Here is a 20,664-nt window from a genome sequence, read left to right on the forward strand (position 1 = left end):
TAACAAATGAATAATCTATATTATAGACAGAAGTTAAACAAACTCATCGAAAAATTGTTTATTAATGAAAACAATGCTCGAGAAAGATTAATTGAAAATGAAGAATTAATTTTTACTGTTTTCCTAGCTTCAAAAAGCGACGACATTGATATGGATACTCAAAAGAATTGGCAAAAATTATGGAATGATTTAAATGTCAAAAATGAAATTAGATTAGCAGAAAACAGAGTAATTTCATCATTTAAAAACACTATTTTATCAAAAAGAAATAAAACTATTTCTAAATATTTAGAATTAATTTTCGAAGAATACTCTAAAATTCTTTAAAAAAGATAACCGAAGAAACAAATTCGGTTTCTTTTTAAAATAAACTTTCATTTTTTTTTGAAAGTTTAAAAACTTTTACATACCTTTGTTTCATGGAATTCAAAGAAGCAAAAAATAAATTCGTTCAAACCTGGGGAGCATTAGGTTCGCAATGGGGAATTAACAAAACCATGGCTCAGATTCATGCGTTGTTGATGGTTTCGCACGAACCGATTTCGATGGAAGACATTATGGAGGAATTGCAAATTTCTCGCGGAAATGCTTCGATGAATTTAAGAGCGTTAATGGATTGGGGCATTGTGTACAAAGAATACAAAGTCGGCGAACGCAAAGAATTTTTTACCGCCGAAAAAGATTTAGACGAATTGGCCGTGAAAATTTCGAGAGAACGCAGCAAACGCGAAATTAAACCTGCTTTGAAAGTCTTGAAAGAAGTTTCTGCCATCGAATCAGACGGAACCGCCGCCGAAAAACATTTTGTAGATCAAACGACTAAGTTGTATGATTTTGTGTTGAAAGCCGATAATGTGTTGGACAAAATCACCGAATACAAAGACAATTGGTTGGCTAAATTGGTAGTGAAAATAATGAAATAATTTTTTTAATAATAACTTTCATTTTTTTCTGAAAGTTTAAAATAATAGATAAGATGAACTATTTAAAAATTTTGAATACAGTAGCGATTGGGATACCAATTATACTTGCACTAATTGGTGTATTTGATGAATCCTTTCTTATGATGGCTTTAGTTTCAACAATGGCAACAGGGTTTATTCAAGTGATTGTTGGTATATTATTTTGGATTAAAGAATGGGAAAATTTTTTCATCATCCTTTATTTAGTTGGTGTGATATTATTTTTTATGGGAATTTCATTGACTAATTCAGATAGTTTTTGGATAATGCCACCCATTTTGTGTATTTATTTATCATTACTCGTTTACACTCAAAAAAATTAAATCATGACTATTATAATCCCAAACTGGCTAATTATTCTTAGCGGAATAGGTCAAGTTTTTACCGCTTTAATTTATCCATACATCCGTCATCAAGTTTTTGATTGGTATAATGATGTGAAACAACTCAAACCATTGAATCAAGAAATTGCTAAAACGTATGGACGATATATTCAAGGTTTAAACTTTTCTTTTGGATTGATTGCTATTTTATTTACAAATGAATTAAAAGAACAATCTGCTTTGGCAGTTGCCTTAACCGGATTAATTGCTGCTTATTGGGTGGGAAAAGTAGCGACTCAAATTGCTTATTATCCAATGTATGACATTCCAAAACGTAAATTATTCAAATTCGGAAGCTATGGAATGAATACTTTATTTGTACTTTTTGCAGTTGTAAATTCGGCTTTGTTTATTCAAAATTTGATTGGTTTTTACTTCTGAAAATTTTCAGGTATAAACCAACACCAACCACCACAAAATCGGCACGCTTTCCACCCAAAAAGAAGTGTAATATTTATCTCTTTTGAAAGAAGTAAATACTATGAAAATTGCTGTTATAACAGCAATTATAACTGTTAATATTTCAAACTTTTCTTTAAAAAACTCCAATAAAACAAACGGCAACAAAAGAACAATTCCGAACATTTTCGTTTTAAAAATTCCAAATCGTTGCGGAAGAGTTTTCAGAGTTTTATCATCGGTTTCACTGTCTAAAATTTCAAACGGAATCATCAAAGCAATGACAATTAGAAACCGTTGAAACAAAACAATTTTTTCTTTAGTTGAAAAAAAATCTTGCTGAATAATCGGTGCATAAACTGTAATTGCTGTCACACAAAAACTAACTAAAAACAATTTCCAAAAACCAAATTTTCGCAAAAAAGGATAAAGAGCAACCCATAATCCTATTTTGATAAAATAGATTTGAGTTACAGAATTTAATTGCAGAAAATAAAAAATCACAGCAATAATGGATAAAAAAGTCAGTCCAATTATAAAGCGATTCTTGTTGAAATCGAAGTTGCCATTTTGAAACGCTTCAAAATATTTTAAAAAATTATACGCCACGATGGTTCCAAAAAAAATGGTCCATTCAAGATATTTATGCACTGTAAGTTCAAGCGAAATTTCAGTAATTCGAACCAATGCAAAAATAGCAAAGGAAACATGCAAGGAGGATTGAATATAAAAGTCGAATATGTTTTTAAATAGTTTCAAAAATGAAATGCTAATTTTTCTGCAAGAAACAGCTTTTTAATGAAAAATACCATAAAAAAGGAGCTTGCCTAAACAAACTCCTTTTTAACTTCTACTTCTAAAAATTTATTTTTTTATTATCTTGAAATTTTGAAATTTACCTTCTGTTTCTAGTTGTAATAAATAAGTCCCGTTCGGTAATTCCGGCATCACTAATTCAAACGAATCAAGTATTCCTTTTCGAATTGATTTTCCATCCAAAGAATACAAAGTATAATTTACTCTTCCAAAAGAATGAATCACATTAATTCTATTCTCAAACGGATTTGGATAAATTACAAAACTTGATTTTGTTGGATCCTCAATTGATAATAATTTTACTATTTCAATCGACAACACAAAACTTGTACTTCCACCTGAATTGGTTGCCGTGACGGTGTAATTCGTTGCTGCTGAAAGCTCCGTTGGTGTTCCTGAAATGATTCCGGTTGTTGTGTCGAAAGTCAATCCGTTTGGTAAACTCGGTTCAATGGAATAGCTTTCAACCGTTCCGCCCGAGATTGTCGGAACTAAATTTGAAATCATTTCATCAATCGTGAAAACATTCGGTGTGGAATACGATAATGAAGAAGGAACCACATCAATCACTTCTATTGACAACACAAAACTTGTACTTCCGCCTGAATTGGTTGCCGTAACAGTGTAATTCGTTGCTACTGAAAGCTCCGTTGGTGTTCCTGAAATGATTCCGGTTGTTGTATCGAAAGTCAATCCGTTTGGCAAACTCGGTTCAATGGAATAACTATCTGCAACTGCAGTAACCATTGGAATTAAGGGAGAAATTTCTGTACCAAATGTAAATACGTTCGGTGTAGGATACTGCAACGGTAAGGGAACCCCTTTGACAGAAAAATTATTAAACGTAACCCGGTCACCATTATCAATTGTCATATTTGAACCTGTAAAACGCAACCTAACTTTAAAATTGGGATTGTTTTCCGAACCTGAAATAGCTGAAAAATCAACCTCAAACAATTCAAAATCGGATGAAAGCGGTAAAGAAGTCTGTGTCAAACCGGTTGTTATCCAAACCGGATTACCAGCCTCTATCGAATAATCAATTACAATGGCATCAGCGGCATCTTCATCTTTGGCGGCAAAACCAAAAATTAAATTTTTATAGCCCTCTGTAGAAAAATTAAAAAGCAACGTGTTTTCCATTCCTTGATATTGGAATGGTTGTTTGATTTGTATTCCTCTCATGTTTGCTGAGGCAAAAGGAATATTATTGTTGGCTTCAGGAATATAATTTAGTACTGTTGGGCTATTTCTGCGTTCCATTGATGCTTTTCTCCAATTTGGATGAGCATTAGTAAACGGATAACCTTCCAAACAAGATTGATATGTGAGTACTCCATTATTTGCAATCTCAAATGAGGAGTTAATTGATACAATAGGAGTATCATTAGGTAAAGTAGAATTCATCATCCAAAAATAAATTGGCTCACTGGTGTCAATTGAAAATCCTTCCGGAATAAAAACAGCAGTCACAGCGAAGCTTTCTGCAGAATCAATAACAACTTCTTCTTCGTTGCTGGTAGATGCTCCTTCCCAATGGCTAAAAACATAACCGGGTTTGGCAATCGCTTTTAATTTGACCGGAATATTAGCATAATAAATTCCTGTCCAAGGATAAGGATTTGCAGCAATTCCGGGAATTGTGGGGACAATTTCTATTGTATTCACCTTAACAAAACCATGCTCGTCATCAGAAACATCAACTGTTACATTGATATCGTTTGTAATTTCAAACTTTCCACGTATGTGACCTCGCTGAATTTCGGGTCGTTGATTAGCAAATATTTTTAATTCATTGATAAAGTAATTCCAACTGAACTCACTTGGCACTTTCCAACGAATATATTGACGAGGCATTTCGGGAGCAATAACTGTCTTCATTTCATCAATTCGGGTCAGAATTCTATCTGTATGAAAATAGGTATTCATCAAATCGGCAAATCGACTAATGAATTCATGTTTGAACTCATTATTTTCCAATAATTTTCTGAGTAGTAATGTTGACCATTCCGGATTAGGCCAATCCGGTCCACCTAAAGCGGTTGCATTTTCGAGTGAATTGATGGAAATACTACCACCACTCAATCCAAATGTGGAGTCCATGTCGTGTATTGCCCAACGCCATCTACCGTCTAACCCATAAGGTGCATTTGGCTCATATTGCGTTGTCTTTTTTCGCCAATAAATGATGTTATTTCCGGGCCAATCAACATTTTGAAAAAATATATTGGCTATGAAATAATCTTGAAAATTATCAGTATCCATTTGCGTTTTGATGTAGTTATAATTTTCTTCTGTCACCAAAGAATTATTCTCTACATAATCAATCATTTGTAAATAGTGAAGATTATCACCTTCTTCTTCAACGGCATCATTTTCCAGAACATCAATTTCATCTTCATCAATATCATATACCCGTTTAAAAAACTTGTCATCATATTTTTCTCTAAAACTCAAAATTCCGTAAAACTCACCATTAATAAAGGTAATTGTTGGCTGATACGCCTCTGTTTGAACTCTCAATCCTTTAATTAATTCGTGATTTAATGGATCCCGAAAGTTGGTATGATAAAAATCGCCACTTGAGTTTTTCAATGAAAGTCTGGTAAAACTGTCGTCTGTTAAATCCGAGAAAAAGGCATAATCCATATCATTATCACCATATTCTGTTTTGGCATAGAAATTAAAGGACTTACTGGGATAGACTCTTGAATAATTTCCACGAATACGAATACCAATATTTTGATTAATTACTTCATTTCCATTCACAAAGTAACTGAAATTAGCAACTCGTTCTGAAGTGGCTCCTTTTCGTGCAAAATTTCCGATTTCATAATCAGGAACCTCTGAAGGATTATTAGTTCGCCAAGTGTCAAAATCGACTCCCGCTACATAAATGCCATTATTGTACTCGAACAATTTATCTTCATCAATACTTAATGAAACAACGGGTAATGAAAACTGATTGCTGCCTTCAGATGAAATGAAATAATTTTTAGTTACCACGGGACTTGCCATTGCACCCGCTTTAATTACCTTAGCACGAACTACTGTGCTTTTAATAATAGGTACATCCGGAAAATAGGGCGGAACAAAATCATACGTTGAAGAAATCATCGAGATTTTATTCGGCAAAGGGGAACGATCTATAATGCTAATTGGTTCTGAATAATTTAGTGTTTCAAAACTATTAGTTAAAAAAGGGCCAAACTCTTGTCCAGGTAATTTAGGATACTGGTTTTTATAGCTGTATGTTGTACCTAACAAATTGTTTTCATCGGGGACAGACCCATCTAATGTGTACAAAATTGTAGCCTCTTCATCAACTGACGAAATTGTTAAATCGAAACCCGTAGTAAAAAACCCTGAATTTTGTGAAAACTGTGGTGGACTTAATGTCTCTGAATATCCTGTTCCAACATTTTCTGATTCCGGTGTTGGTGTTTGATAAAACACAAAATTACCTGTTCCATTTGGAGATCTACCAAAAGAAACGTTGGCTAACATTGGAACTGATGGTGCTGAATCAACCACAATCCCACCCGGATTGGTTAGTAAAATTGCTTCACCATCTGCACTAATTTTAAAATTTGTATGCAACGGATTACCCGGAATCACCCTGTTTTTATCTGAGCACCAAACCAAAAGGTACTCTCCAGGAAGAATTGAAACATTAGGGAAAACCCACTTGAACAACACATTTGGGTCATCACTCAATCCGTAACCGGTTAAATTAACAATTTCTGAGCTGTTATTAAATAGTTCTATCCAATCTTCGTAACTGTCATCCTCATCTGTGTTTACTGATGTGTTACTTGCGAGTACTTCATTGACAACCAAATTCTGACTATATAAAGGTTGACAAAAGGCAATAAGTACTACTGCAACAAAAAGTCGCAATCTTTTTTTCATTTGTACTAAATTTTAGGGTGGAAATATGTTCAAATTTAACTTAAACTTAATGCTTATCAATTTTTTATCGACTATCAACTCATTTAATCGACAAAATGAAAAAGGAGAGATAAACCCCTCCTTTTTCATTTTTAATCGATAAATCTAATATGCTATCTTTTTATAATTTTTTTGGTCTCTGATTTTCCCTCCACATTTAATTGTAATAAGTACATTCCGCTTGGCAAATCACTAACATTAATTTGTTGGTTTTCTAAATTTCCTGATTTAATTATTTTTCCGTCAATGGTAAACAAATTAAAGGTAACTACAGTGTAAGTATGTTTAATATTTAGTGTTTCAGAAACCGGATTAGGATATACTTTAAGGTTTAAAGCTGTGTTTACAGGTACGCTTAAGGTTAATTCCACTCCTTTTGCACTAAAATTATTAAATGTTACACGATTTCCGTTATCAACTGTCATGTTGCTTCCATAAAAACGAATTCTAACTTTAAAATTTGCATTGTTGTTAGCTCCTATTATTTCAGAAAAATTTGTTTCGAATAATTGGTAATCAGCAGTTAATGGTAAATTTGAATTTATTAATCCACTTGTTGTCCAAGACACCCCATCAATTGAATAATCAATAAGTAATCCATCTGCTGCATTTTCATTTTTAGCGGCAAAACCAAAAACAATATCTCTATACCCTACTGTTGAAAAACTAAAAATCATCGTGTTTTCTAAGCCCCCATTTTGAAAAGGCTGTTTAATCTGTAACCCTCTCATATTAGCTGAAGCAAAAGGCAAATCATTATTTGCTTCGGGAATATAATTGATGTCCGTTGGACTATTTCTTCTTTCCATAGAAGCTTTTCTCCAACTTGGATGAGTATTATCAAAAGGATAACCTGCTAAACATGATTGATAACTCAATATCCCATCATTTAAGATTTCAAATGTAGAATTTATTGATGTTAAAGGTGTGTCATTGGTAATGTTGTTATCTATCATCCAAAAATAAATTGGCTCCTCAGATGCCGGTTCATCAGATAAAATAAAATTGGCAGTAACGGAGAAATTCCCTGTTGGAGTATAGGTAATTTGAGCCTCTGTACTTGATATATCACCACTCCAGTGGCTAAACACATAGCCTTCAAACGGTATAGCCGTTAATGTTACAGGAATATTATGGAAATAAATACCGGTCCAAGGATATGGATTTGCGGCAACACCGGGAGTATCAGAAGTAATATTGATTGTGTTTATTTTTACATATCCGTTAGTATCGTCATTCACGTCCAACGTTGCTTCAATATCATTACTTATGCCAAATTTAGTACGGATGTGTTCTCGTTGAAATATGGGTCTATCCATCGCAAATGTTTCCACAAGATTTTGACTTTCTAACCACCATGCAAAGCTGTAAGGTGCTGCCCATCGGTTGTATTGTTGTGCAATTTCAGGTTCAATAACAGCTGCAAATTGATTAGATAATCCAACCACTCGTTCGGGTAAAAAGAATGTATTCATCATGTCGGCAAAACGGTTGGTAAAGCTTAATTCAAATGCTTCGTTTTCCAATAAACGTCTTAAAATCAAAGTAGACCACTCCGGATTTGGCCATTCAGTTCCTCCAACTGCAGTTGCAAAATCTAATGTATTGTGATCATTTATATCCAACATTAAACCAAACCCGGCATCAGTATCTTTGATGGCTGTTCTCCACCTACCATCATTTCCATAAGGTGCATCCGGCTCATAGGTAGCAGTTTTCTTTCTCCAAAACAATGTGTTCCAACCGGGCCAATCTGTATTTTGAATAAAAATATTCGTTATAAAATAATCTCTGAAATTCTCCACATCCATCTGGGTGTTGATGTAGTCATAATTTGCATTATTGGCTAAGGAATTATTTTCTAAAAAGGAATACATTGCCAAAAAGTGTTCATCACTGCCTTCACTCACATAGTAGGCATCGCCAATGATTTCAATATCTTCTTCTACAATTCCATATTTTCGTTCAAAATAATGTCTGTCCAAGCGTTCGCGTATATTTAAAATTCCCCAATATTCTCCGTTCAAAAACACAACAGAAGGTTGATAAGCTTGATTATCTAAACCTGTTTTTTCAATCAATTCATGGGTGAAAGCATCTTTATAATAAGTATTAAAAAAATCATTCCCAGAATTTCGCAAAACCAATCTTTTATAACTATTATAATTTTCATTTGGGAAAATAGGATAATCGAATTTTGCAGCACCTAGCTCAGAACGAGCATACAAACGTAGAGATTTGTGTTGATAAGCTCTGGTTCCGCCACCATTTATTCGAATCCCAACTTGTTGATTCAGTACTTCATTACCATCTACAAAATAATTAAAATTCCCAATTTTTTCAGTTGCGTCGCCCGAACGATCGTAATTTGAAAACTCGGTAAACAAAGCTGATTCGTTGGGATTTTCCAAACGCCAATTATCGAAATCTACACCCGCAACATAAATTCCATCATTATAATCAAAGAACTTGTTTTCGTCTAAACTAAGTGAAATAACCGGAATCGAAAAACGATCAGTTCCTTGCGGAGACACAAAATAACTTTGCGTAAGAATATCACTAGTTAAAGCTCCTGTCTTATAAGCCCTTGCTCGTACAACAGTACCTTTAAAAATGTTGAAGTTAGGAATGTAATAGGAAGGATCAGAGTCGTAGGTTGATGAAATGGTTGAAATATCATTTGGTTCATTCGTTCTATCTACAATCGTTAATGGTGCTGTATATTGTAAAGATTGAAAACTTTTAGTTAAAAATGTTTCCGACGGCAATTGACCTTCTTCAAACGGATATTCATTTTTATATTGGTATGTAGTACCACCTAAATTGTTAATGTTTGGGTCTGAACCATCCGTTGTATAAATAATCGTTACTGACGGATCCGGATGACTAATCGTTAAATTGAAACTATTTGTATAGAAACCGCTATTTGCAGAAAAAGTTGGTGGGTCAAGAATATCAGAATAACCAACAGATGAGTTATTAGAAGCACCCGGAGTTGGTTCAGGAAAAAAAACAAAAACTGCAGAACCATCTGTTTGTCTTCCGTATGTAAAATTTTGAGGAACCAACACTGCAGGATAGCTGTCTTCTACCTGGCCATTGGGTTTAGTTAACGTAATTGTTTCTCCGCCTGAACTTATTTTAAAATTCGAATGCAAAGGAAAATTAATATCGGTTCTATCTTTATCTGAACACCAAACTAGTAAATACTCACCAGGTTCAATCCAATATTCAGGAAATACCCATTGATATGGTTCGGTTGACAAATCTGTTAAACCGTATCCCTCTAGATTAATAGCTACAGCTCCAGTATTGTAAAGCTCTATCCAATCTTCATAACTGTCATCTTCATCTGTAATAACAGTTGTATTTGACGTTATTATTTCATTAATCACCACATTTTGAGCACTTAACTGAAAAAACGTTAAACATAAAAATATGATACAAGTAATTTTTTTCATAATTTGAGACAATTAAATTTGGGCGAAATTAAAGAAAGAAATAACACAATGGTAACATTCTCGTTATATTACAATTTAATGACGTTGAACGACAGAAAATTATTTCCTAAAGATTTAAAAAAATAAACTTTTGTTGATAAACTATATTTTTGGTTGAAAAATTCTAAAAATATTAGTCCATGTTTAACGAATATTTAGAAGACTAATAATTATTTTTGTACGCACGAATCGAATCTATTTCGATTTCTTTACCAACACAAATTTTACGACCATAAATACATGAAAACAGATTCATTTGCTTTAAGACATTTAGGCCCGAGAGAAAACGATTTACCTAAAATGTTGGAAACTATTGGTGTTGAAACATTAGACCAATTAATTTACGAAACCATTCCTTCTGATATCCGTTTAAAAAAGCCTCTGGAATTAGAACATATCATGACAGAGTATGAGTATGCAAACCACATAAGAATTTTAGGAAGAACTAACAAAGTCTTTAAATCCTACATTGGTTTAGGCTATCACCCAACCATTGTTCCTCCTGCGATTCAAAGAAATATTTTTGAAAATCCAGGTTGGTACACCGCTTACACTCCTTATCAAGCCGAAATAGCCCAAGGTCGGTTAGAAGCTATTTTAAATTTTCAAACAATGGTTATTGAATTAACCGGTATGGAAATTGCCAATGCCTCTTTATTAGACGAAAGTACAGCAGCAGCAGAAGCCATGACGCTTTTATTTGATGTGCGAACTCGCGACCAAAAGAAAAATAACGTTTGCAAATTCTTTGTTTCAGAGGAAATTTTACCTCAAACTTTGTCTGTTCTACAAACACGTTCCACACCTATCGGGGTTGAATTAGTTATTGGAAATCACCAAGAGTTTAATTTTTCAGAAGACTTTTTTGGGGCAATTCTTCAATACCCAGGTAAATTTGGTCAAGTTTACGACTATACTGATTTTATAAAAAAAGCAAGTGAAAAAGAAATTAAGGTAGCCGTTGCTGCTGATATTTTATCGTTGGTAAAATTAACTCCACCAGGTGAAATGGGTGCAGCAGTTGTAATCGGAACGACACAACGATTTGGAATCCCCATGGGCTATGGAGGTCCTCATGCTGCTTATTTTGCCACAAAAGAAGAATATAAACGCTCAATGCCCGGAAGAATTATTGGCGTATCGCAAGACGCTGATGGAAACAGAGCATTACGAATGGCATTACAAACCCGTGAGCAACACATCAAACGTGAAAAAGCAACATCAAATATTTGTACTGCACAAGTGCTACTGTCGGTTATGGCAGGAATGTTTGCTGTTTATCACGGTCCGAAAGGATTAAAATATATAGCAGACAAAGTACATGGAATGACTTCCGCTTTGGCAGAGGCTCTCAATAAACTAGGTGTGTATCAAACAAATACGGCCTTTTTTGACACAATTGTTGTAAAAGCTGATGCTAAAAAAGTTAGAGTTATTGCCGAAAAAAATGAAGTCAACTTTTTTTATATCGATGATGAAACGATATCCATTTCCTTGAATGAAACTATTTTATTTACCGATGTAAATCAAGTAATAGCCATTTTCGCAGAAGCATTAGGAAAAAAAGCTTTTGAAGTTTCTGAATATGTTTTAGAAAACAATTTCCCAATGCACTTAAACAGAAAATCTGAATTCTTAACTCACGAAGTATTCAATAAGTATCATTCGGAAACAAGTTTGATGCGTTATATTAAAAAGCTAGAACGGAAAGATTTATCGTTAAACCACTCTATGATTGCTTTGGGTTCATGTACCATGAAGTTGAATGCCGCTGCAGAAATGTTACCCTTAAGCATGCCTTATTGGACTACTATTCATCCTTTTGCCCCGCTTGAACAAGTGCAAGGTTACACCAAAATGTTAAAAAAATTAGAGCATCAGCTGAATGTTATCACAGGTTTTGCAGGAACTACATTACAACCAAATTCCGGAGCCCAGGGAGAATACGCCGGTTTAATGACTATTCGTGCTTATCACCAATCTAGAGGAGATCATCAACGCACTGTTTGCTTGATTCCTGCATCTGCACACGGAACAAATCCGGCATCTGCCGCAATGGCTGGTATGAAAATTATCGTAACCAAAACCATGGAAAACGGCAATATTGACGTGGAAGATGTACGTGAAAAAGCCATACTGTATAAAGATGAATTATCTTGCTTAATGGTAACTTACCCTTCTACTCATGGTGTTTTTGAAAGTGCCATTAGAGAAATTACACAAATCATTCATGACAATGGTGGTTTAGTATATATGGATGGAGCAAATATGAATGCACAAGTTGGTCTAACAAATCCTGCAACTATTGGTGCGGATGTTTGCCACTTAAATTTACACAAAACGTTTGCCATTCCTCATGGAGGTGGTGGTCCGGGTGTTGGACCAATTTGCGTAAATGAAAAATTAGTCCCTTTCTTACCAAGTAATCCATTTGTTAAAGTAGGTGGAGAGAAAGCGATATCTGCTATTTCTGGAGCACCTTACGGTTCTGCTTTGGTTTGTCTTATTTCCTATGGATATATTTGTATGTTAGGTGCAGAAGGAATTACAAATGCTACTAAATACGCCATCTTAAATGCCAATTACATGAAGGCTCGTTTAGAAAAACATTATCCCATTTTATATTCAGGAGAGAAAGGCAGAGCCGCTCATGAAATGATATTAGATTGCAGAGCTTTTAAAGCCAAAGGAATTGAGGTAACTGATATAGCAAAACGTTTAATGGATTATGGCTTTCATGCCCCTACTGTTTCCTTTCCGGTTGCGGGAACGCTAATGGTAGAACCTACGGAGTCTGAAGATGTTGCAGAGTTAGACAGATTTTGTGATGCTATGATTGCTATTCGTCAAGAAATTGAAGAAGTCATCGCGGAAGAACCTAATAATGTTTTAAAAAATGCTCCTCACACATTAAATATGCTAACTGCTGATTCTTGGGTGCAGCCTTATACAAGAGAAAAAGCAGCTTATCCTCTAGAATATGTTGCTGATAATAAATTTTGGCCTAGTGTTCGCAGAGTTGATGAAACTTATGGCGACAGGAATTTAGTATGCAGTTGTGCTCCGATTGAAGCGTATATGTAAAATAGTGATTAGTAAATAGTCAGAATTGATTAGTTTAAGGTTTCAAATTAATTTTGAAACCTTATTCTTTTCTACTAAATGATATAAATCATATTATTAATGCCACATTGAAGTAAATTTGTATTCTAATTATAGTTAGAAATGAAAGACATAAAAAACCAAGAAGATTTATATATCATTGTAGATGAATTCTACAAAAAACTCTTGTCTGATGATAGAATCAGTTACATTTTTACGGATATTGTTAAAATAAAACTGAAAGAACACCTTCCCATTTTAGTTACTTTTTGGTCCCAAGGAATTTTGGGAACCGGTGGTTACACCAATAACTTAACCCAAATTCATTTGGATATAAATGAAAAAGTATATTTATCTCCTGAACTTTTTGATATTTGGCTTACACATTTTAATAATAGTGTCGACGAAAATTTTAGTGGTCAAAAAGCAGAACAAATTAAAACCCAAGCCTTAAGCATTGCAACGGTAATACAAATAAAGATTAATCAAAAAAAGAGCTAATAATTATTAGTTACAAAATTTCAACCCTCAAATACTGATTTATTCGCAATTCTGTATTCATATTAAAAAAATCAACATTGTTTACGTTAATTAGTGATAATTTTGTTTATAATATCTAAAAATAATTATGAATATCAAAATAACCGGTTCCGGGAGCTATATCCCCACCGAAATAGTAACCAATATTGACTTTGCTAAACATGTTTTTCTTAATGACGACGGAACACCTTTTCCGCAACCAAATCAAGTAATTGCTGAAAAATTTAGAGATATCACCGGAATTGAAGAAAGACGTTATGTTACAGATAATTTAAACACGTCTGACATTGCTACCATTGCAGCCAAAATAGCCATTAAGAATGCTAATATTGATCCCGAAACATTAGACTATATCATCTTTGCACACAATTTTGGCAATGTTAAAAAAGGAGCAATTCAAACGGATATTTTACCTAGTTTAGCTACCCGTGTCAAATTTGATTTACGCATAAAAAACCCAAAATGTGTAGCTTACGATATGCTTTTTGGTTGCCCGGGATGGGTTGAAGGTGTAATTCAAGCTCAAGCATTTATCAAATCGGGAATGGCAAAAAAATGTTTGGTTATTGGTGCCGAAACACTCTCTAGAGTAGTTGATATGCACGACCGGGATTCAATGATTTATTCGGATGGAGCGGGTGCAACAATTATCGAGGCAACTGAGGAAGAAGGTGGCATATTGGCTCATGAATCGGCCACATTTACTTATGAAGAGGCATACTTTTTATACTTTGGTGACTCTTTTAACAAAACACATGATCCTGATGTGCGGTACATCAAAATGCAGGGTAGAAAAATTTATGAATTCGCATTGAACGAAGTACCCAAAGCTATGGTTTCTTGTTTAGAAAAAAGCGGTATTCCTATTCAAGATGTCAAAAAAGTACTTATCCACCAAGCCAATGAAAAAATGGATGAAGCAATTATTCAACGGTTTTATAAACATTATAAACAAAGCCCACCAAAGGGAATTATGCCCATGAGCATCCACAAGCTTGGAAATTCAAGTGTTGCGACTGTTCCTACTTTATATGATTTATTGGTTAATAACCAATTGGAAAATCATTCCATTGCAAAAGGTGATGTTATTATTTTCGCATCGGTTGGAGCCGGAATGAATATCAATGCTATTGTGTATAGGATGTGATATTATTATTATTTAAATCTACCTAAATAAAAACTTGATTGTAAAATACAGGTGCCTCTACAATCTTAGTAACACAATAAGCTTCAAATATTTTAGTACATTTGTGCTACGAATTACAAACCATGTACGAAAAAACATTTCCCAATAAGCGGTTCAAATTAACCCTGCAATTTTTGGAAAAACATCTCTCTAAATCTGAGTCCATTCTAGACTTAGGTATAGCCAATCCATTTTCTAAAATCATGACAGAAAAAGGGTTCCAAGTAAAGAATACTTTTGGTGAAGACTTAGACATCGATCAATCTCGTTTAAAAAATGAAGATTACACCGTAGTTACCGCGTTTGAAATTTTTGAGCATTTACTCAATCCATTTACTGTTTTACAAAACATAAAATCAGACAAAATTTTTATTTCAATTCCTTTACGCCTATGGTTTTCTTCAGCTTATAAAAGTAAAACAGATTTATGGGACAGGCATTACCACGAATTTGAAGATTGGCAATTGGATTGGTTATTAGAAAAAACAGGATTTACCATTGTGGATTGCATCAAATTTACCCATCCTGTAAAAAAAATAGGACTTCGTCCCTTGCTGCGATTTTTTACAAATCGGTATTATTTGGTCTATGCTGTAAGAAAATAGAAATTTTAGAATGAATTACTACATTATAATTCCCACCTTCAACGAGGAAAAATTTATTTCGCTTACACTTCAATCTATTATGGGGCAAACGGTTCTACCTACTAAAGTGATTGTTGTAAATGATGGATCGACAGATAAAACAGTAGAAATTGTTCAATCGTTTACAGAAAAATATTCTTTTATTTCTTTAGTGAACAACCCCTCGGAGGCGATTCATCTTCCGGGGAGTAAAGTGATTCAAGCTTTCAATAAAGGTTTAGAAACGCTGAATGAAAACTATGATTTTATAGTAAAAGCAGATGCAGATTTAATTTTCCCTCCGGACTATTTTAAAACCATCATACGACATTTTAAATCCGACAGCCGAATCGGAATGGTAGGTGGTTTTGCCTATATCAAAAAAAACAATCAGTGGGTTTTAGAAAACCTTACAGACAAAGACCATATTCGAGGAGCCTTTAAAGCCTATCGAAAAAAAACGTTTGAACAAATTGGAGGATTAAAACCCGCAATGGGTTGGGACACGTTAGATGAATTGCTTTGCAAGTTTTACAACTGGAAAGTAGTTACCGACAAAACATTACAGGTAAAACATCTCAAACCCACGGGAGCAAGTTATAATAAAGCTGCCCAATTCAAACAAGGAGAGGCCTTTTACAGTTTAGGTTATGGTTTTTGGATTACCTGTATTGCTTCTATAAAATTGGCTTTTCTCAAGAAAAAACCACTACTTATTTTTGATTACCTGAGAGGTTTTTGGCATGCAAAATCATCAGGAAAACCTTTGCTAGTGACTTCTGAACAAGCAAAATTTATTCGCAAATACCGTTGGAAAAAAATGATGTACAAATTTTTTTCTTCTAAAAAAGCTATGCTGTAAAATCCTTCAAAAACAGAAACTTTTTTCTATTTTTGTCTCATGCTAAAAATGCTTACCCACATCGGAAAATATTTCCTAATGCTCAAAGAAGTCTTCAACAAACCTCTAAAATGGAGTGCTATGAAGAATTTAATCTTTAAAGAAATCGACGATTTAATAATAGGTTCTCTTGGTATTGTGGCATTTATTTCCTTTTTTGTGGGAGGAGTAGTTTCCATTCAAACAGCATTGAATCTTACTAATCCACTTATTCCCAAATACTTGATTGGATTTGCCACAAGACAATCTGTCATATTAGAATTTGCTCCTACTTTTATTTCTATTATTATGGCTGGAAAGATGGGTTCTTTCATTACGTCAAGTATAGGGACCATGCGAGTTACAGAACAAGTTGATGCCTTGGAAGTAATGGGTGTTAACTCTTTAAATTATTTAGTTTTTCCAAAAATAATTGCTCTTCTACTCTATCCTTTTGTAATTGGAATAAGTATGTTTCTTGGTGTTTTAGGCGGATGGATGGCCGGTGTTTATGGCAGCTTTACTTCTAGTGATGAGTTTATTATGGGCTTACAAACAGAATTTATTCCTTTCCATATTACATATGCGTTTATTAAGACAGTTGTTTTTGCCATTATTTTAGCAACAATTCCCTCTTATCATGGTTATTATATGAAAGGCGGTGCATTAGAAGTTGGAAAAGCAAGTACTGTTTCATTTGTGTGGTGTTCAGTGGCAATTATTCTTTCTAATTATATTCTAACTCAATTATTGTTAAGTAAATGATTGAAATTAAAAATATAGAGAAATCATTCGGAGAAACCAAAGTATTAAAAGGTATTTCGACAAGTTTTGAAACCGGTAAAACTAATTTAATTATTGGACAAAGCGGCTCCGGGAAAACGGTTTTATTAAAATCACTTTTAGGAATTCATACTCCGGAAGTTGGAACTATTTCTTTTGATGGCAGAATTTATTCTGAACTAACAGCCGATGAGAAAAGAGATTTACGTACAGAAATTGGCATGGTCTTTCAAGGAAGTGCTTTATTTGACAGTATGACTGTTGAAGAGAATGTTGGCTTTCCTTTGAAAATGTTTACCAATCAAACCGCAAAAGAAATACAAGAACGTGTAGATTTTGTGCTGAACCGTGTAAATCTAGTAAATGCTCACACCAAAAAACCTTCTGAAATTTCCGGTGGAATGCAAAAAAGAGTGGCTATAGCACGTGCAATTGTAAACAACCCCAAGTATTTGTTTTGTGATGAACCCAACTCTGGTTTAGACCCAAAAACTGCCATTGTTATTGACAATCTTATTCATGAAATTACGGTAGAATACAATATTACAACCGTTATCAATACACATGACATGAATTCAGTGATGGAAATCGGTGAAAAAATTATCTTTTTAAAAGAGGGTGTTTTGGCGTGGGAAGGAACTAAAAAAGACATATTTAAAACAGATAATGAAGCCATTGTTGATTTCGTTTATTCGTCTAACTTATTTAAAAAAATCAGAAAAGCTCAGAACAAAGAAGAATAAAAATCAATTCAATTTTCTGACAACTAATTTGTCATTATGGAGTTTTAGTCTCAACCATTTCTCAATTTTTTCCTCATCACTTACTATTCTATTATTACTTATTGTATTATTCCATTTTAAATAAAATATTGGAATAGTATCAATTGTATTAAAATTAGTTTTAATCAGTCTTGAAAATGCAATTTCATCAACATTTTTATAATTGATTTTAATTTCATTCGCTATCTGATCGAAAGGAATCTTGGATTTTTCAGATAAATACAATTGCTTTTGCAACACTAGCAATTCTTTTTCTTGTTTGACAATAATTTCTTCTTTTTTATTTAATATTTGTTGTGTTGTGAAATAAGTAGATTCTAATTTTTCTAACATATTCTGTGTCTCCAAATTCTCTACACTTTGTGTAATTTCAAACTTTACACCCGAATAGCCTTGTTTTTCTAATTTATCACTCCATTCTTTAACGTCTTCGTTGGTAACCGATTTTCCTACTGTAGCAAATGAGACTGTTTTGTTTTGAAAATTTACTTTTTGGTTAAGTACCACGACATCCTTATCAAGGTTGAAATTTGTAATAATGGTATTCACCTTTTGTTCAAAATCTGTTTTTTTGTATAAACCATAAAACATATAAATACTAGGTGTTAAAATGAGAAAAGCAACCAAATAAAGTAGGCGAGAAATTCGTTTACTTTTAGAGGAGTTCAAATACTCCTGCATAGGAAACTTCAAAGATTTAACAATAATAAAAGTAGCTAAGGCAATAAAGATAGTATTGATGGTAAACAAGAACATGGCACCTCCAAAAAAATCCCATTTTCTTGTTGCCAAACCATATCCCGCAGTACAAAGAGGGGGCATTAACGCCGTCGCAATTGCTACTCCGGCTATCGTATTAAACTGTTTATTTCTTCTGCTTAGTGCTACTATCAATGCAAAACCTCCGGCAAAAGCTATAATTACGTCCCTTACATCAGGATAAGTTCGAGCTATAAGCTCGGGTGTCTCTTTTTGGAAAATAGGGATACTAAAAAATAAAAAGGATGTAAAAATTGCTAATACAACCATAATTCCAAAATTATTGATGGCTTTTCGCATTAAGTCCACATCATTAACACCAAGTGACAAACCAATACCAACAATCGGTCCCATTAATGGAGAAATTAACATCGCTCCAATAACAACTGCAGTAGAACTTGTATTTAACCCGGCCGAAGCTATCAAAATAGAAAAAATCAAGACCCAAGCTCCTTGCCCTTTAATTGAAATTCCGGCCTTAACCTCTTCAATCGTAGCATCATGGTTTGTGTCTTCCCGAATATCTAAGGTAGACTTTAACAACAGTTTAAAATTCTGCCATATACTTTTTAGTGGGGAGTTAGGGTGATTTGTTTCCATTTTATATATCTTTTAATAAACTGGCCATTTTTTTAATTTCCTGCTCTTTTTCTTTAGGATAAATCAGCAATACATTTCCTTGATCAACCACAATATAATCATGCAAGCCATCTAGTATAACATTCTTTTTCCCTTCCGTACGAACAATATTATTGGAAGAATTGTTAAACCAAGTGATTGCATTTACAACGGCATTATTATGTTGATCTTTTTCTAATTTTTCATGTAACGAACCCCAAGTTCCTAAATCATTCCAGTCAAACGAAGCGGGTAAAACATATACATTTTTTGCTTTCTCCAAAATGGCATAATCAATCGAAATATTTTCAGCATAAGCATAATTATGTTGGATAAAATCTTTTTCTAAAATGGTATTATATTTATCAAATCCTTGCAAAAATAATTCGCTCATTATAGGTTGAAAGCAAGAAAAAGCTTCAATAATTGATTTGACAGACCAAATAAAAATACCTCCATTCCAAAGGAAATTACCACTTTCGAGAAAAGATTTTGCAGTTTCGTAATTTGGTTTTTCACGAAATTGATTAACTTTTTTGATGGGATTTGCATCCGTTTTATCATACTCGATATATCCAAATCCGGTATTGGGAAAAGTTGGTTGAATACCTAATGTCATTAAAGCGTTATTATGCTGACAATACTCAAAACATTGTTGCAAATTTGAGACAAAAGCGGTTTCATCTTCAATCCAATGATCACTGGGAGCAACAACCATCACCGCATCAGGATTACTTTTTTGAATTTTTAACGAAGCATACAAAATACAAGGTGCAGTGTTTCGCATCGCGGGCTCCAATAATACTTGTTCTTGTTTCACCATAGGTAATTGACTAAGAACCAAATCATTGTATCGTTCATTTGTTAAAATGAAAATATTTTCAGACGGAATTAATTTTGACAATCGACCAAACGTTTTTTGAATCAACGTCTCTCCCGAACCTAACATATCGTGAAATTGCTTAGGAAAATCAGTCGTGCTTACCGGCCAAAACCGTGAACCCACCCCACCGGCCATTACTATTGCGTAATAATTTTTGTTCATCTTTTTGAGTTACTGAGACGCTGAGTTACTAAGTTTTTTACAAATATAGTAAAGTTGCTGAGTTACTGAGTGACTAAGATGCTGAGTTTTTTTTAAGATTGAAATAAAAAAATTGAAAACAAACAATAATTGCAATCCTACAAAAATTAATAATGAGATTATAGTCTTAAAATTATAATCAACTGAATCAAAAAGTGGAAAATTATCTACCAAATTAACCATATGTTAATAGTAGAAAAATAATCCTATGAAAATCAACGAACCATAAACATGAATTAAGGAGAGAATTGAAATGAATTGAATTCCAAAAAAATTAAAAATAAAGTATATCAATC

General features: G+C 33.6%; 16 protein-coding genes. 11 read left to right on the forward strand and 5 right to left on the reverse strand.

Annotation, left to right across the window (positions count from 1 at the left end):
* Window positions 1–6 precede the first annotated feature (6 nt).
* From R2782_RS08315 to R2782_RS08330, 4 genes are all read left to right on the forward strand, one after another.
* The gene (locus tag R2782_RS08315) at window positions 7–327 is read left to right on the forward strand and encodes a hypothetical protein (protein WP_371267772.1); all 321 of its coding nucleotides are present in this window, start codon (window positions 7–9) and stop codon (window positions 325–327) included.
* Between the two features lie 92 nt (window positions 328–419).
* Window positions 420–923, forward strand: coding sequence for a GbsR/MarR family transcriptional regulator (locus R2782_RS08320; RefSeq protein ID WP_371267773.1), 504 nt, complete (start codon window positions 420–422; stop codon window positions 921–923).
* A gap of 53 nt (window positions 924–976) precedes the next feature.
* Entirely contained in the window at window positions 977–1,285 is a 309-nt protein-coding gene (locus R2782_RS08325; protein ID WP_371267774.1) for a hypothetical protein, read from the forward strand.
* A gap of 3 nt (window positions 1,286–1,288) precedes the next feature.
* Window positions 1,289–1,726: a hypothetical protein gene (locus tag R2782_RS08330; protein ID WP_371267775.1), complete on the forward strand. Its 438-nt coding sequence runs from the start codon at window positions 1,289–1,291 to the stop codon at window positions 1,724–1,726.
* 6 nt (window positions 1,727–1,732) lie between these two features.
* Here R2782_RS08330 and R2782_RS08335 read toward each other — a convergent pair whose 3' ends face one another.
* From R2782_RS08335 to R2782_RS08345, 3 genes are all read right to left on the reverse strand, one after another.
* Entirely contained in the window at window positions 1,733–2,503 is a 771-nt protein-coding gene (locus R2782_RS08335) for a hypothetical protein (RefSeq protein WP_371267776.1), read from the reverse strand.
* A 105-nt stretch (window positions 2,504–2,608) separates the two neighbouring features.
* A complete protein-coding gene (locus R2782_RS08340; RefSeq protein WP_371267777.1) occupies window positions 2,609–6,472 on the reverse strand; it encodes a CotH kinase family protein in 3,864 nt (1,287 codons plus the stop codon).
* Window positions 6,473–6,624: 152 nt separating this feature from the next.
* Window positions 6,625–9,972 (reverse strand): CotH kinase family protein, encoded by a 3,348-nt coding sequence (locus tag R2782_RS08345; RefSeq protein WP_371267778.1) that lies wholly within the window; start codon window positions 9,970–9,972, stop codon window positions 6,625–6,627.
* 279 nt (window positions 9,973–10,251) lie between these two features.
* Here R2782_RS08345 and gcvP point away from each other — a divergent pair, with 279 nt between their 5' ends.
* From gcvP to R2782_RS08380, 7 genes are all read left to right on the forward strand, one after another.
* Window positions 10,252–13,095 (forward strand): aminomethyl-transferring glycine dehydrogenase, encoded by a 2,844-nt coding sequence (gene gcvP / locus R2782_RS08350; RefSeq protein ID WP_371267779.1) that lies wholly within the window; start codon window positions 10,252–10,254, stop codon window positions 13,093–13,095.
* A 141-nt stretch (window positions 13,096–13,236) separates the two neighbouring features.
* Window positions 13,237–13,614: a group III truncated hemoglobin gene (locus R2782_RS08355; RefSeq protein ID WP_371267780.1), complete on the forward strand. Its 378-nt coding sequence runs from the start codon at window positions 13,237–13,239 to the stop codon at window positions 13,612–13,614.
* Window positions 13,615–13,741: 127 nt separating this feature from the next.
* Window positions 13,742–14,800 carry a 3-oxoacyl-ACP synthase III family protein gene (locus tag R2782_RS08360; protein WP_371267781.1) on the forward strand — a complete coding sequence of 353 codons (1,059 nt, stop codon included), beginning with the start codon at window positions 13,742–13,744 and terminating at the stop codon, window positions 14,798–14,800.
* A gap of 122 nt (window positions 14,801–14,922) precedes the next feature.
* A complete protein-coding gene (locus tag R2782_RS08365; protein WP_371267782.1) occupies window positions 14,923–15,444 on the forward strand; it encodes a methyltransferase domain-containing protein in 522 nt (173 codons plus the stop codon).
* 10 nt (window positions 15,445–15,454) lie between these two features.
* Complete coding sequence (locus R2782_RS08370) at window positions 15,455–16,324, forward strand: glycosyltransferase family 2 protein (protein WP_371267783.1); 870 nt, start codon at window positions 15,455–15,457, stop codon at window positions 16,322–16,324.
* A gap of 39 nt (window positions 16,325–16,363) precedes the next feature.
* Window positions 16,364–17,107, forward strand: coding sequence for an MlaE family ABC transporter permease (locus R2782_RS08375; RefSeq protein ID WP_371267784.1), 744 nt, complete (start codon window positions 16,364–16,366; stop codon window positions 17,105–17,107).
* Entirely contained in the window at window positions 17,104–17,868 is a 765-nt protein-coding gene (locus R2782_RS08380) for an ABC transporter ATP-binding protein (protein ID WP_371267785.1), read from the forward strand. The genes R2782_RS08375 and R2782_RS08380 overlap by 4 nt, the downstream gene beginning before the upstream one ends.
* 3 nt (window positions 17,869–17,871) lie before the next feature.
* Here R2782_RS08380 and R2782_RS08385 read toward each other — a convergent pair whose 3' ends face one another.
* Window positions 17,872–19,266, reverse strand: a complete 1,395-nt coding sequence (locus R2782_RS08385) for a DUF389 domain-containing protein (RefSeq protein WP_371267786.1) — start codon at window positions 19,264–19,266, stop codon at window positions 17,872–17,874.
* Between the two features lies 1 nt (window position 19,267).
* Window positions 19,268–20,329 carry a mannose-1-phosphate guanylyltransferase gene (locus R2782_RS08390; protein WP_371267787.1) on the reverse strand — a complete coding sequence of 354 codons (1,062 nt, stop codon included), beginning with the start codon at window positions 20,327–20,329 and terminating at the stop codon, window positions 19,268–19,270.
* Window positions 20,330–20,664: the final 335 nt, after the last annotated feature.

Origin of the sequence: Flavobacterium sp. (assembly GCF_041392085.1) — a bacterium.
Lineage (GTDB): Bacteria > Bacteroidota > Bacteroidia > Flavobacteriales > Flavobacteriaceae > Flavobacterium.